This window comes from Enterobacter sp. Bisph1 (assembly GCF_000814905.1).
GTDB lineage: Bacteria > Pseudomonadota > Gammaproteobacteria > Enterobacterales > Enterobacteriaceae > Kosakonia.
In genome coordinates, this window is record NZ_JXAG01000029.1 from 1 (window position 1) to 13,978 (window position 13,978).

Consider the following 13,978-nt stretch of genomic DNA (forward strand, 5'->3'; position numbering starts at 1 on the left):
TATGCGGGAATAGCTCAGTTGGTAGAGCACGACCTTGCCAAGGTCGGGGTCGCGAGTTCGAGTCTCGTTTCCCGCTCCAAATTTTCAAACTCAATAAATTATCCACAGCGGAACTCCTCGCTGGGGACGTTTTTTATTGTATTCACTAAACCTTTGTGAACAGACTTATCCACAGGTGCGACTTTCATTCGCAATATAACCATTACTTCAAAAAGTAAAATACCGCCCGCCAGGCTATTGAAAAATATCAAATAAAAAACATTTCAAAACGTTAACGCGATCGCTTGACGATTTTGCAGCCGTTGAATCGTAATGTGTTTTTTATTTTATTCACAAGCTGTGGATGGCTTACGCATCGCGCGGCAGCCCTTTTTCAACCACCCGCACCAGCCGCTGTTTTTGCGTCGTTAGAACCTCCACCACGCTGGCGTTTCGCCTCTCAATTTGCTGCGCAATCGCCCACTGTATGTGTTCGTCGAGAAGTGGGTGCTCACCTAAACGTTTTTCCAGCGCCTGCAGATTCGCCATGTCCCACGGTGCATTGCCTAAGGCGACCGCAATATTTCGCAGCCAGCGAAGATGACCAATGCGGCGGATAGCTGAACCTTCCGTTACTTTCAAAAAGTGTGCTTCGCTCCAGCTAAACAGCTCAATCAGCTCTGGCGCGTGCAGGGCTTTTCGTGGGCTGAAATCCTCTTCGACGGTGAGCTGCGAGAAGCGGTTCCATGGGCAAACCAGCTGACAATCGTCGCAGCCGTAGATGCGGTTACCGATCAGCGGGCGGAATGCTTCTGGAATTGCCCCTTCCAGCTCAATGGTGAGATAGGAGATGCAGCGTCGGGCATCCACCGTATAGGGTTCGACAATCGCGCCGGTTGGGCAAATGGTCATGCAGGCGACGCAGCGGCCACAGCCTTCCTCAACGGGGCTGTCGATGGGAAGGGGCAAATCTATCAGCAGCTCGCCGAGGAAAAAAAACGAACCTGCGTCGCGGCTCAGGATAAGTGAGTGCTTACCTGTCCAGCCCAGCCCGGCTTTTTCCGCCAGCGGGCGCTCAAGAATGGGCGCGGAATCGACAAACGGTCTAAAATTCAGCGACGCACACTGCTGCTGAATCATCTCGCCCAGTTTTTTAAGCCGGTTACGCAGCAACTTATGATAATCACGGCCCAGCGCATAACGGCTGACATAGCCGAGGGACGGATTTTTTAGGATGCTGGCGAAGGCCGCTTGTGCGGGCAGGTAATTCATGCGCACGCTTATTACGCGCAGCGTGCCGGGGAGAAGCTCGTGGGGGCGGGCGCGCATCATGCCGTGACGCGCCATCCACTCCATCTCGCCGTGATATTGTTTGTCCAGCCATGCCTGCAGTTTGGGTTCGCTGGCGCTAAGATCGGTATCGGTAATTCCGACCCGCTGAAAACCCAGTTCAGTGCCCCACTGTTTGATTTGTTGCGCTAAATAATTGAGATCGAGGGGTTCTGACATGACGGACCATACTATGAAGAAAATCGCAGCAAGTATACCACACTCTGTCTGGCCTGCGGAGGACCTCAAACGTCTTGAAACAGAGGCTGCGGATAGCCTCGGTATCACGCTTTATGAACTGATGCAGCGCGCGGGCGAAGCGGCGTTTAATATTGCGCGGCTACACTTTCCCGACGCGCGCCGCTGGCTGGTGCTGTGCGGCCACGGCAATAACGGTGGCGATGGTTATGTCGTGGCGCGATTAGCAACGGCGGCGGGTATTTCCGTCACGCTTGTGGCGTTAGAAAGCGATAAGCCACTGCCGGAGGAAGCAGAGCAGGCGCGCGCAGCCTGGCTTAATGCGGGCGGCGAGATCCATGCGGCGGACCTGCTATGGCCGGAAGAGATTGATCTGATTATTGATGGGCTGTTTGGCACCGGTCTCACCCGCGCGCCGCGCGATGCAGCGGCTGAGCTTATCGAACGCGCCAATGGGCATCCTGCGCCGGTAGTGGCGTTGGATATACCCTCTGGTCTGAACGCGCAAACCGGCGTTGCTGCCGGTGCGGTGATAAATGCGTGTCATACCGTAACGTTTATCGCCTTAAAACCAGGTCTGTTGACCGGCAAGGCGCGCGAGTGGGTCGGGACGCTTCATCATCATGGGCTGGGGCTTGACGACTTTCTCGCCGGCCAGCAGACACTGATTTCTCGTTATGATGCCAGCCAGCTTGCTCACTGGTTTACACCGCGTCGTCCCACGTCTCATAAAGGCGATTTCGGGCGACTGGTCATTATCGGTGGCGATCACGGGACGGTGGGCGCGGTACGCATGACGGGCGAAGCGGCGTTACGTACGGGCGCGGGCTTAGTGCGCGTGTTGACGCGGCGTGAAAATATCGCGCCGATTATCACTGCCCGTCCTGAACTGATGGTAAATGAATTGACCGCCGAGTCGCTGGATGAGTGCCTCGAATGGGCGGATGTGGTGGTTATTGGCCCCGGTCTTGGGCAGCAAGAGTGGGGGAAAAAGGCGCTGCAAAAAGTGGAGAATTTCCGCAAACCGATGTTATGGGATGCGGATGCGTTGAACCTTCTGGCAATCAATCCCGATAAACGTCACAATCGCATTTTGACGCCGCATCCCGGCGAAGCCGCACGATTACTCAACTGTAGCGTGGCGGAAATTGAAAGCGACCGCTTACTTTCCGCCCGGCGTCTGGTACAACGTTACGCAGGCGTGGTGGTGTTAAAAGGTGCAGGCACGATTATCGCCTGCGAAGAGGGCGAAACGGGCATTATCGATGCCGGGAACGCGGGGATGGCAAGTGGCGGGATGGGCGATGTGCTTTCAGGCATTATCGGCTCGCTACTGGGGCAAAAAATGAGCTTATATGATGCAGCGTGTGCCGGCTGCGTCGCCCATGGCACCGCAGCAGATCGCTTTGCCGCACAGCAAGGGCAGCGCGGTATGCTCGCCACCGATCTTTTTAGCACGCTGTTGCGTGTAGTTAACCCGGATGTAATTGAAATAGAAGATGATTAATCGAGTTATTCCTTTACCTGACGAGCAATCGACCCTGGATCTCGGCAAGCGCATTGCGCAGGCCTGCGACGGCGCAACGGTTATCTATTTATATGGCGATCTGGGCGCAGGTAAAACCACCTTTAGCCGTGGTTTTTTGCAGGCGTTAGGCCATAACGGCAATGTGAAAAGCCCGACCTACACTCTGGTTGAACCTTACACCCTTGATAATCTGATGGTGTACCACTTCGATCTTTACCGCCTTGCGGATCCTGAAGAGCTGGAATTTATGGGCATCCGTGATTATTTCGCCAATGATGCGATCTGCCTGGTCGAGTGGCCGCAGCAAGGCGCGGGCGTGCTGCCCGAACCGGATATTGAAATCCACTTTGATTATCAGGCTCAGGGGCGTGAGGCGCGCGTAAACGCTGTATCCTCATCTGGCGATGCCTTAATGGCGCGAATCGCCGATTAACTGGAAAGATGAACATGATCTGTCGCGTGAAAAGTTGGTTGGCGTTGGCCCTCGTGCTGCTCTGTACACAGGCGAATGCGGCAAGTTTAGCGGATATTCAAGTGTCGAATGGCGACAGCCAGGCGCGCATTACCTTTAGCTTTATGGGCGATCCTGATTATTCGTTTTCCCAGCAGGGCAAACGCAGCGTGGCGCTGGATATTAAACAGACCGGAACCATTCAGGGTCTACCGCTCCAGTTTAGCGGCAATAATCTGGTAAAAAGCATTCGTGCCGGTACGGCGCAGGACAATCAGTCAATTCGCCTGGTGGTGGATCTGACGCAAAATGGCAAAACGCGTGCGGTGAAACAGCAAAGCGGTGCGGGTTACACGGTGGTCTTTACTATTGACGCCGACGTACCGCCGCCACCGCCGCCGCCAAAAGCGGTGGTCAAACGCGTAGAAACCCCGGCGGTGATCCCGCAGCAAACCACACCTGGACGCAATCCGTTTAAAGGTGAAAATGACCGAATTACCAGCGTCACCAGCAGCAATACCATCACCCGCCCGGCAGTGCAGACGCGCGTTGCCTCGGGTGACAAAGTGGTAATTGCTATTGATGCCGGACACGGTGGCCAGGATCCCGGCGCGATTGGCGGTGGGGGCACACAAGAGAAAAATGTTACCATCGCGATTGCCCGTAAGCTGCGCGCGCTGCTAAATGAAGATCCCTTGTTCAAACCGGTGATGACCCGCGACGGCGACTACTTTATTTCGGTAATGGGCCGTTCTGACGTGGCGCGTAAGCAGAATGCGAACTTCCTCGTCTCGATTCACGCGGATGCGGCGCCTAACCGCGACGCAACCGGCGCGTCGGTATGGGTGCTGTCAAACCGGCGTGCGAACAGTGAAATGGCGGGCTGGCTTGAGCAGCATGAGAAGCAGTCGGAGCTGCTCGGCGGGGCAGGAGATGTGCTGGCAAACAGCCAGGCCGATCCCTATCTGAGCCAGGCGGTGCTGGATTTACAATTCGGCCATTCTCAGCGTGTAGGTTATGATGTTGCTACTAATATGCTCAGCCAGCTGCAACGCATCGGCTCCCTGCATAAACGCCGCCCGGAACATGCCAGCCTGGGTGTTCTGCGCTCGCCAGATATCCCCTCTGTATTGGTTGAAACGGGTTTTATCAGTAACGGCAGCGAAGAGCGGTTATTAGGCAGCGATGCGTACCAGCAGCAAATTGCCGAAGCGATTTATGGCGGGCTGCGCAACTATTTCCTTGCCCATCCGTTGCAATCAGCACCGCAGAGCGGCGGACAAACCGCCAGCGCGGGCTTATCTGCTAACGGACTGCTTAATTAAGGATCTTTTCATGCCGATACAGGTTCTACCGCCACAGCTTGCGAACCAGATCGCCGCAGGCGAAGTGGTTGAACGTCCTGCGTCGGTGGTAAAAGAGTTAGTGGAAAACAGCCTTGATGCGGGCGCAACGCGCATTGATATAGATATCGAACGCGGTGGCGCCAAGCTGATTCGCATCCGCGACAACGGGTCCGGCATCAAAAAGGATGAACTGGCGTTAGCGCTGGCGCGCCACGCCACCAGTAAAATTGCTTCGCTGGATGACCTGGAGGCGATTGTTAGCCTCGGTTTTCGCGGCGAAGCGCTGGCCAGTATCAGCTCGGTTTCCCGTTTAACCCTCACTTCCCGTACTGCCGATCAGCAAGAAGCCTGGCAGGCATACGCCGAAGGGCGCGAGATGGCGGTGACGGTCAAACCCGCGGCCCACCCGGTGGGCACCACCCTTGAAGTGCTGGATCTGTTTTACAATACCCCCGCGCGGCGCAAATTTATGCGCACGGAGAAAACCGAGTTTGGTCATATCGACGAGGTGATTCGCCGCATCGCGCTGGCGCGCTTCGACGTCACAATTAACCTTAATCACAACGGCAAAATGGTGCGCCAGTACCGGGCGGTGGCTCAGGATGGGCAAAAAGAGCGCCGCCTCGGCGCGATTTGCGGTACGCCGTTTTTAGAACAGGCGTTAGCCATTGAGTGGCAGCACGGCGATTTAGCCCTGCGCGGTTGGGTGGCGGATCCCAAACGTACCTCCAGCGCCTTCGCCGAGATCCAGTATTGCTATGTAAATGGCCGCATGATGCGCGACCGATTGATTAATCACGCCATTCGCCAGGCCTGTGAAGACAAGCTCGGGGCGGATCAGCAGCCAGCGTTCGTTCTTTATCTGGAGATCGATCCCCATCAGGTCGATGTGAATGTCCATCCGGCTAAGCATGAAGTGCGCTTCCATCAATCGCGGCTGGTGCATGACTTTATCTACCAGGGCGTCGTGAGCGTGCTGCAACAGCAAACTGAAACGCTGTTACCGCTGGCGGAAGAACCGGCCCCCAGAACGTTGCCGGAGAACCGGGTAGCGGCGGGGCGTAACCAGTTCGCCGAGCCATTAGTTACCCGTGAGCCGCAGGCACCGCGTTATGCGACCTCATCTAACGAAGGGGCACGCAGCGGTGGCGCGCCTGCTCAGCCGTGGCCAAACGCCCAGCCGGGTTATCAAAAGCAGCAGGGGGCGCTCTATCGACAACTGCTGGAAACGCCCATCGCCGAACGCAAAGGGGGAAAAACAGAGGCTGCTGGCCCTGCCCTGGAAGGCCATAGCCAGAGCTTTGGCCGTGTATTGACCCTGATTGCCCCGCATTATGCGCTGCTTGAACGTGATGGAAATCTGGCATTACTAGCGCTGCCCGTCGCCGAACGCTGGCTGCGCCATGCCCAATTATCGCCGGACAACGCGCCCAGCTGCGGACAGCCCTTGTTGATTCCGGTGCGTTTAAAAATCTCTGCCGATGAGAGTGCGGTTTTGAAGCGCACTCAGGGCGTACTGGCGGAAATGGGTATCGAATTTGTCCCCGATGGCCAGTACGTAACCATCCGAGCAGTACCTTTACCCTTGCGCCAACAAAATTTACAAATCTTGATTCCCGCTCTGATAGGCTACCTGGCGCAGCAGACAAGCATTGACGCGGTGAATATCGCCCACTGGCTGGCGCGCCAGCTGGCGAGTGAACATCCACAATGGAGCGTGGCGCAGGCGATAACCCTGCTTGCCGACGTTGAACGCCTTTGTCCGCATCTGGTGAAGACCCCGCCGGATGGTTTATTACAACCTGTCGATTTACAAAAAGCGATGATCGCGCTGAAAAATGAGTGAAGTGAGTAAAGCAAACCTGCCAAAGGCAATTTTTTTGATGGGGCCGACGGCCTCCGGTAAAACCGCATTAGCGATTGAGCTTCGTAAAGTTTTGCCAGTAGAGTTGATAAGCGTAGATTCTGCCCTTATCTATCGTGGAATGGATATCGGTACCGCCAAGCCGAATGCGCAGGAGCTAGAGGCTGCGCCGCACCGGTTGTTGGATATTCTCGATCCCGCGCAGGCCTGGTCTGCGGCTGATTTTCGCCGCGCCGCCCTCGCCGAGATGAGAGAGATAACCGATGCCGGGCGTATTCCTTTGCTGGTAGGCGGGACGATGCTCTACTTTAAGGCGTTGCTGGAAGGTTTATCGCCCCTTCCGTCGGCAGATGCGCAGGTACGAGCGGGTATTGAAAAACAGGCGGCAGAACGCGGTTGGGATGCGTTACATCGGCAGTTACAGGAGATCGATCCTGTAGCAGCAGCGCGGATTCATCCAAATGATCCGCAAAGGCTTTCCCGAGCACTGGAAGTTTTTTTCATTTCGGGTAAAACTTTAACAGATCTGACGCAAACCTCAGGAGACGCTCTGCCTTACCAGGTGCATCAGTTCGCCATCGCCCCGGCGAGCCGTGAACTGCTCCATCAACGAATTGAGCAGCGTTTTCATCAGATGTTGGCTTCAGGTTTTGAAGCAGAAGTACGGGCGCTTTTTGCTCGTGGTGATTTGCATACGGATATGCCTTCCGTTCGTTGTGTGGGATACCGCCAGATGTGGTCTTATCTTGAAGGCGAGATTTCATACGATGAAATGGTTTATCGAGGTATTTGCGCGACGAGACAGTTAGCCAAGCGGCAGATTACCTGGTTACGGGGTTGGGATGGCGTTCACTGGTTAGAGAGTGAAAAGCCAGAACAGTCTTACCGTGACGTGTTACAGGTTGTTAGTGCTATCGCAGGGTGAATGTGTACAATTACGTCGTATCGTGCGCAAATTTTTACGCAGTTTTCAGAACTTACGGGTTCTAAGTACAAAACAAGCATATAAGGAAAAGATAGAATGGCTAAGGGGCAATCTTTACAAGATCCGTTCCTGAACGCACTGCGTCGGGAACGTGTTCCAGTTTCAATTTATTTGGTGAATGGTATCAAGCTGCAAGGGCAAATTGAGTCTTTCGATCAGTTCGTGATCCTGTTGAAAAACACGGTCAGTCAGATGGTCTATAAGCACGCGATTTCTACTGTTGTTCCATCTCGTCCGGTTTCTCATCACAGCAACAATGCCGGCGGCGGTTCCAGCAGTAACTACCATCATGGTAGCAACGCGCAGGGCTCTGCACAGCAGGAAGGCGAAGAGACCGAATAAGGTTGACGGCTGATTTTCCAGATCGGGGAGCCAGTAAAGCTGTGTTCCCCGCTGGTATTTTATGAGGGTTTACGCTTGTTTGACCGTTATGACGCCGGTGAGCAGGCGGTACTGGTACACATCTATTTTTCGCAAGACAAAGATATGGAAGACCTCCAGGAGTTTGAAGCTCTGGTTTCTTCCGCCGGTGTCGAAGCAATGCAGGTGATTACCGGTAGCCGTAAAGCACCGCATCCTAAGTATTTTGTTGGTGAAGGTAAAGCAGTCGAAATTGCGGATGCCGTAAAATCTGCGGGTGCTTCTGTTGTGCTCTTTGATCATGCGCTAACCCCAGCCCAGGAACGTAACCTGGAGAGGCTGTGCGAATGTCGTGTAATCGATCGCACGGGTCTGATATTAGATATTTTCGCTCAGCGTGCGCGTACCCATGAGGGTAAATTGCAGGTTGAGCTGGCGCAGTTGCGCCATCTGGCGACACGCCTTGTGCGTGGCTGGACCCACCTTGAACGACAAAAGGGCGGCATTGGTTTACGCGGTCCGGGTGAAACCCAGCTCGAAACCGACCGTCGTTTGTTGCGTAACCGTATTACCCAGATCCTTTCGCGCCTCGAAAAGGTTGAAAAACAGCGTGAGCAGGGGCGTCGTTCCCGCACAAAAGCCGACATTCCAACGGTCTCACTGGTGGGGTATACCAACGCCGGTAAATCCACGCTGTTTAACCAGATAACCCAGGCGAAGGTCTACGCGGCCGATCAGCTGTTTGCCACGCTCGATCCCACGTTACGCCGTATCGACGTCGAGGACGTAGGCGAAACGGTGCTGGCAGATACGGTAGGGTTTATTCGCCATCTACCGCACGATTTGGTGGCGGCATTTAAAGCCACCCTGCAGGAGACGCGCCAGGCAACGTTGCTGCTGCACGTTATTGATGCGGCGGATGTGCGGGTGCAGGAAAACATTGATGCAGTAAACACCGTGCTGGAAGAGATTGATGCGCACGATATCCCGACGCTGCTGGTGATGAATAAAATCGATATGCTGGATGATTTCGAACCGCGTATCGACCGGGATGAAGAGAATAAACCAATCCGTGTCTGGCTCTCTGCTCAGACGGGGGTTGGCGTACCACTGTTATTCCAGGCTTTGACGGAGCGCCTTGCGGGCGAGGTGGCGCAGCATACGCTGCTATTACCTCCGCAGGAAGGGCGTCTGAGAAGTCGGTTTTACCAGCTTCAGGCAATAGAAAAAGAGTGGATGGAAGACGATGGCAGCGTCGGTTTGCAGGTGCGTATGCCGATTGTCGACTGGCGTCGACTCTGTAAACAAGAACCGGCACTTGTCGAGTATGTCGTTTGACCGACAGCCTGAAGATTTTTCCCCTTTGGGGGTGCCCGCAAAGGCCGGGTATACACCGCAAATAAATATGGAGCACATACATGGCGTGGAATCAGCCCGGTAACAACGGACAAGACCGCGACCCGTGGGGAAGCAGCAAACCAGGCGGCAACTCTGAGGGAAATGGAAACAAAGGCGGTCGCGATCAGGGGCCACCTGATCTGGATGATATTTTCCGCAAACTGAGTAAAAAACTCGGTGGGCTGGGCGGAGGTAAAAGCACCGGCGGCGGTAATCCAGGCACAACGGGTCCGCGCGGCCCGGCGAGCGGCCGCATCATCGGCATCGTTGCCGCGGCGGCCGTCATTATCTGGGCTGCGACAGGTTTCTACACCATCAAAGAAGCGGAACGCGGTGTAGTTACCCGCTTCGGCAAGTTCAGCCATCTCGTCGAACCGGGTCTGAACTGGAAGCCGACCTTTATTGATAACGTCACCGCCGTTAACGTCGAATCCGTGCGTGAACTGGCGGCGTCCGGCGTAATGCTGACCTCTGACGAAAACGTGGTGCGCGTTGAGATGAACGTACAGTACCGCGTTACCGATCCGGAACGTTACCTGTTTAGCGTGACCAGCGCCGACGATAGCCTGCGTCAGGCGACGGACAGCGCCCTGCGCGGCGTCATCGGTAAATACACCATGGATCGTATCCTGACGGAAGGCCGTACCGTTATTCGTAGCGATACCCAGCGCGAGCTGGAAGAGACCATTCGTCCTTACAACATGGGGATTACCCTGCTGGACGTTAACTTCCAGGCCGCTCGTCCGCCGGAAGAGGTGAAAGCGGCGTTTGATGACGCGATTGCCGCCCGTGAAAACGAACAGCAGTTTATTCGCGAAGCGGAAGCCTACACCAACGAAGTTCAGCCGCGAGCGAACGGCCAGGCGCAGCGTATCCTTGAAGAAGCGCGCGCGTATAAAACACAGACCATCCTGGAAGCACAGGGTGAAGTGGCGCGGTTTGCCAAAATCCTGCCGGAATACAAAGCCGCGCCGGAGATTACCCGCGAGCGTCTGTATATCGAAACCATGGAAAAAGTGCTGAGCCATACCCGCAAAGTGCTGGTTAACGATAAAGGCGGTAACCTGATGGTTCTGCCGCTGGATCAGATGCTGAAAGGCGGTAATGCGCCTGCCGCTAAGAGTGATAACAGCGGCGCGAATAACCTGCTGCGCCTGCCACCATCATCAAACTCCGGCAGCAGTGCCAACAGCGCCCCGGCAACATCTGCGGGAGATATCATGGACCAACGCCGCGTTAACGCGCAGCGTAACGACTACCAGCGTCAGGGGGAATAACGATGCGTAAGTCAGTTATCGCGATTATCATCATCGTGCTGGTAGTGCTCTACACCTCAATTTTTGTCGTGAAAGAAGGCGAGCGCGGCATCTCATTGCGCTTTGGTAAAGTATTGCGTGACAGCGACAACAAGCCGCTGGTTTTCGCACCGGGCCTGCACTTCAAAATGCCGTTTATTGAATCAGTTAAATTGCTTGATGCCCGTATCCAGACCATGGATAACCAGGCCGATCGCTTTGTGACCAAAGAGAAGAAAGATCTGATCGTCGACTCTTATATTAAGTGGCGTATCAGCGATTTCAGCCGCTACTATCTGGCGACCGGCGGCGGCGACGTCTCCCAGGCGGAAGTGCTGCTGAAACGTAAATTCTCTGACCGTCTGCGTTCTGAAATCGGGCGTCTGGATGTGAAAGATATCGTTACGGATTCTCGCGGTCGTTTGACCCTCGAAGTGCGCGATGCGCTGAACTCGGGCACGGCCGGTACCGAAGATGAAGTGACCACGCCAGCGGCAGACGATGCTATCGCCAAAGCGGCCGAGCGCGTTCAGGCTGAAACCAATGGCAAAGTGCCGGTGGTCAATCCGAACAGCATGGCGGCGTTAGGTATCGAAGTGGTGGATGTGCGTATTAAGCAGATCAACCTGCCGGCGGAAGTGTCCGATGCTATCTACAACCGTATGCGCGCCGAGCGTGAAGCGGTTGCCCGTCGCCATCGCTCGCAAGGCCAGGAAGAAGCGGAAAAACTGCGCGCTGGCGCGGATTACGAAGTGACGAAAACGCTGGCAGAATCCGAACGTCAGGGCCGTATCCTGCGCGGTGAAGGCGATGCGGAAGCCGCTAAGCTGTTTGCAGACGCATTCAGTCAGGATCCGGATTTCTACGCCTTTATCCGTAGCCTGCGTGCTTATGAAAACAGCTTCCAGAGCAACCAGGACGTTATGGTACTCAGCCCGGAGAGCGACTTCTTCCGCTATATGAAGACGCCGTCCTCCGCAACGCGTTAAGATAAAATTGCTGTTTTAACATTAAAACCACCGCCGTTCCCGGCGGTGGTTTTGTCTTTATAAGGATCAGGAATGAACTCGACAATCTGGCTCGCCCTTGCGCTGGTTCTGGTGCTTGAAGGGCTGGGGCCGATGCTTTATCCGCGCGCATGGCGACGAATGATCGCTTCATTAAGCCTGTTACCGGATCATCTTTTGCGTCGATTTGGCGGTGGGCTTGTGGTTGCAGGAGTGGTGATCTACTACATGTTGAGGAAAACGATTGGCTAAGGCAAATCACCGGTTGTTTGGGCATTTTTGCACAGAAAAAGTGCTGAATCTGAAAAAAAGCGGTGGTAGAATCCTTTTTTAAGCAAACGGTGATTTTGAAAAATGGGTAACAACGTCGTCGTACTGGGCACCCAATGGGGTGACGAAGGTAAAGGGAAGATCGTCGATCTTCTGACTGAACGGGCTAAATATGTTGTGCGCTACCAGGGCGGTCACAACGCGGGCCATACTCTCGTAATCAACGGTGAAAAAACCGTCCTCCATCTTATTCCATCAGGCATTCTGCGCGATAACGTCACCAGCATTATTGGTAACGGCGTGGTGCTGTCTCCAGCTGCACTGATGAAAGAGATGAAAGAACTGGAAGACCGTGGGATCCCGGTTCGCGAACGTCTTCTGCTCTCAGAAGCCTGCCCGTTAATCCTTGATTATCATGTTGCGCTGGACGTTGCGCGTGAGAAAGCGCGCGGCGCGAAAGCTATCGGCACCACCGGTCGCGGTATCGGTCCGGCGTATGAAGACAAAGTCGCTCGTCGCGGCCTGCGCGTTGGCGATCTGTTCGATAAAGCCACTTTCGCCGACAAACTGAAAGAAGTGATGGAATATCACAACTTCCAGCTGGTGAACTTCTACAAAGTCGAAGCGGTTGACTACCAGAAAGTGCTGGATGATGTGATGGCGATTGCCGACATCCTGACGGCGATGGTTGTCGATGTCTCCGATCTGCTGGACCAGGCGCGTAAGCGCGGCGACTTCGTAATGTTCGAAGGCGCGCAGGGTACGCTGCTGGATATCGATCACGGTACCTATCCGTACGTGACCTCCTCCAATACCACCGCCGGTGGTGTGGCGACCGGTTCTGGCCTTGGCCCGCGTTACGTCGATTACGTGCTCGGCATTATCAAAGCCTATTCTACTCGCGTGGGTGCGGGTCCGTTCCCGACCGAGCTGTTCGACGATATCGGCGAATTCCTCTGCAAGCAGGGTAACGAATATGGCGCGACCACCGGTCGTCGTCGTCGTACCGGCTGGCTGGACGCGGTTGCCGTACGCCGTGCCGTACAAATCAACTCCCTGTCTGGCTTCTGCCTGACCAAGCTGGACGTGCTGGACGGCCTGAAAGAGGTGAAAATCTGCGTAGCCTACCGTTTACCGGACGGCCGCGAAGTGACGACTACGCCGCTGGCAGCCGACAACTGGGAAGGTATCGAGCCGATTTACGAAACCATGCCTGGCTGGTCTGAAACCACCTTTGGTGTGAAAGAGCGCAGCGGTTTGCCGCAGGCCGCCCTGAACTACATCAAACGTATTGAAGAACTGACCGGCGTGCCGATCGACATTATCTCCACCGGTCCGGACCGTACTGAAACCATGATCCTGCGCGACCCGTTCGACGCATAATGGTTTATCAGGGCGCGTAAATCGCGCCCTTTTTCTACGCTTTTTTTACCCTTCCGTTCAAATAAATTAGCGGCCTGACTGGTGGCTGGTTTATCATCAATAGCGTCAATACCTGCGGGTATCTCATCTTTTCCGTTTTATGAGGTTGATGTGCAGTTAACAAGCTTTACCGATTATGGTTTGCGAGCCTTAATTTACATGGCGTCGCTACCGGAGGGACAAATGACCAACATTACTGAAGTCACAGAAACGTATGGCGTGTCCCGTAATCATATGGTCAAGATAATCAATCAGCTGAGTCGTGAAGGCTACGTTGCGGCCGTCCGTGGGAAAAACGGGGGGATCCGTCTGGGAAAACCCGCGCAGGAAATTCGCATTGGTGATGTAGTCCGTTCCCTCGAGCCTATTTCGCTGGTGAATTGCAGCAGCGAGTTCTGCCACATCTCCAGCGCCTGCCGCCTGAAAAAGGCGCTCTCTAAAGCCGTGCAAAGTTTTCTCAAGGAGCTTGATAACTACACGCTTGCCGATTTAGTTGAAGAGAATCAACCGCTTTACAAATTATTGCTGGTGGAATGACGACTATAT

13 protein-coding genes and 1 tRNA gene are annotated in these 13,978 nt (G+C 54.8%); 13 read left to right on the forward strand and 1 reads right to left on the reverse strand.

Translation table 11 applies throughout. The features are described from left to right. The first annotated feature begins 3 nt into the window (after nt 1-3). Nucleotides 4-79, forward strand: a tRNA-Gly gene (locus RW65_RS04645). A gap of 269 nt (nt 80-348) precedes the next feature. Here RW65_RS04645 and queG read toward each other — a convergent pair. Then, on the reverse strand, nt 349-1,488 hold the full coding sequence (gene queG / locus RW65_RS04650) for a tRNA epoxyqueuosine(34) reductase QueG (RefSeq protein ID WP_039055503.1): 1,140 nt from the start codon (nt 1,486-1,488) through the stop codon (nt 349-351). On the opposite strand from queG, the gene nnr reads away from it, so the two are divergent. From nnr to nsrR, 12 genes are all read left to right on the forward strand, one after another. Continuing rightward, complete coding sequence (gene nnr / locus RW65_RS04655; RefSeq protein WP_039055504.1) at nt 1,487-3,013, forward strand: bifunctional ADP-dependent NAD(P)H-hydrate dehydratase/NAD(P)H-hydrate epimerase; 1,527 nt, start codon at nt 1,487-1,489, stop codon at nt 3,011-3,013. The genes queG and nnr overlap by 2 nt on opposite strands. After that, a complete protein-coding gene (gene tsaE / locus RW65_RS04660) occupies nt 3,006-3,467 on the forward strand; it encodes a tRNA (adenosine(37)-N6)-threonylcarbamoyltransferase complex ATPase subunit type 1 TsaE (RefSeq protein WP_039055505.1) in 462 nt (153 codons plus the stop codon). The genes nnr and tsaE overlap by 8 nt, the downstream gene beginning before the upstream one ends. Nucleotides 3,468-3,481: 14 nt before the next feature. Next, nucleotides 3,482-4,810: an N-acetylmuramoyl-L-alanine amidase AmiB gene (gene amiB / locus RW65_RS04665; RefSeq protein WP_039055506.1), complete on the forward strand. Its 1,329-nt coding sequence runs from the start codon at nt 3,482-3,484 to the stop codon at nt 4,808-4,810. 10 nt (nt 4,811-4,820) lie between these two features. Next, on the forward strand, nt 4,821-6,677 hold the full coding sequence (gene mutL / locus RW65_RS04670; RefSeq protein ID WP_039055507.1) for a DNA mismatch repair endonuclease MutL: 1,857 nt from the start codon (nt 4,821-4,823) through the stop codon (nt 6,675-6,677). After that, nucleotides 6,670-7,620 (forward strand): tRNA (adenosine(37)-N6)-dimethylallyltransferase MiaA, encoded by a 951-nt coding sequence (miaA, locus tag RW65_RS04675; protein ID WP_039055508.1) that lies wholly within the window; start codon nt 6,670-6,672, stop codon nt 7,618-7,620. Before mutL ends, miaA begins: the two co-directional genes overlap by 8 nt. Before the next feature lie 96 nt (nt 7,621-7,716). Next, nucleotides 7,717-8,022, forward strand: coding sequence for an RNA chaperone Hfq (hfq, locus tag RW65_RS04680; RefSeq protein ID WP_039055509.1), 306 nt, complete (start codon nt 7,717-7,719; stop codon nt 8,020-8,022). Nucleotides 8,023-8,097: 75 nt separating this feature from the next. After that, nucleotides 8,098-9,378: a ribosome rescue GTPase HflX gene (gene hflX / locus RW65_RS04685; RefSeq protein WP_039055510.1), complete on the forward strand. Its 1,281-nt coding sequence runs from the start codon at nt 8,098-8,100 to the stop codon at nt 9,376-9,378. Between the two features lie 80 nt (nt 9,379-9,458). Then, entirely contained in the window at nt 9,459-10,715 is a 1,257-nt protein-coding gene (gene hflK / locus RW65_RS04690) for an FtsH protease activity modulator HflK (protein WP_039055511.1), read from the forward strand. Between the two features lie 2 nt (nt 10,716-10,717). Beyond that, nucleotides 10,718-11,722: a protease modulator HflC gene (gene hflC / locus RW65_RS04695; RefSeq protein ID WP_039055512.1), complete on the forward strand. Its 1,005-nt coding sequence runs from the start codon at nt 10,718-10,720 to the stop codon at nt 11,720-11,722. Nucleotides 11,723-11,794: 72 nt separating this feature from the next. After that, entirely contained in the window at nt 11,795-11,992 is a 198-nt protein-coding gene (locus RW65_RS04700) for a DUF2065 domain-containing protein (protein WP_017459167.1), read from the forward strand. Between the two features lie 102 nt (nt 11,993-12,094). Further along, entirely contained in the window at nt 12,095-13,393 is a 1,299-nt protein-coding gene (locus tag RW65_RS04705; RefSeq protein ID WP_039055513.1) for an adenylosuccinate synthase, read from the forward strand. A gap of 150 nt (nt 13,394-13,543) precedes the next feature. Further along, entirely contained in the window at nt 13,544-13,969 is a 426-nt protein-coding gene (nsrR, locus tag RW65_RS04710) for a nitric oxide-sensing transcriptional repressor NsrR (RefSeq protein WP_039055514.1), read from the forward strand. Nucleotides 13,970-13,978 lie beyond the last annotated feature (9 nt).

What these genes read in the sequence shown, in the direction of transcription:
- RW65_RS04705 (WP_039055513.1), top strand. Translation starts at nt 12,095, where the DNA reads ATGGGTAACAACGTCGTCGTACTGGGCACCCAATGGGGTGACGAAGGT.
- amiB (WP_039055506.1), top strand. Translation starts at nt 3,482, where the DNA reads ATGATCTGTCGCGTGAAAAGTTGGTTGGCGTTGGCCCTCGTGCTGCTC.
- nnr (WP_039055504.1), top strand. Translation starts at nt 1,487, where the DNA reads ATGACGGACCATACTATGAAGAAAATCGCAGCAAGTATACCACACTCT.
- tsaE (WP_039055505.1), top strand. Translation starts at nt 3,006, where the DNA reads ATGATTAATCGAGTTATTCCTTTACCTGACGAGCAATCGACCCTGGAT.
- RW65_RS04700 (WP_017459167.1), top strand. Translation starts at nt 11,795, where the DNA reads ATGAACTCGACAATCTGGCTCGCCCTTGCGCTGGTTCTGGTGCTTGAA.
- hfq (WP_039055509.1), top strand. Translation starts at nt 7,717, where the DNA reads ATGGCTAAGGGGCAATCTTTACAAGATCCGTTCCTGAACGCACTGCGT.
- queG (WP_039055503.1), bottom strand. Translation starts at nt 1,488, where the DNA reads ATGTCAGAACCCCTCGATCTCAATTATTTAGCGCAACAAATCAAACAG.
- hflK (WP_039055511.1), top strand. Translation starts at nt 9,459, where the DNA reads ATGGCGTGGAATCAGCCCGGTAACAACGGACAAGACCGCGACCCGTGG.
- mutL (WP_039055507.1), top strand. Translation starts at nt 4,821, where the DNA reads ATGCCGATACAGGTTCTACCGCCACAGCTTGCGAACCAGATCGCCGCA.
- hflC (WP_039055512.1), top strand. Translation starts at nt 10,718, where the DNA reads ATGCGTAAGTCAGTTATCGCGATTATCATCATCGTGCTGGTAGTGCTC.
- miaA (WP_039055508.1), top strand. Translation starts at nt 6,670, where the DNA reads ATGAGTGAAGTGAGTAAAGCAAACCTGCCAAAGGCAATTTTTTTGATG.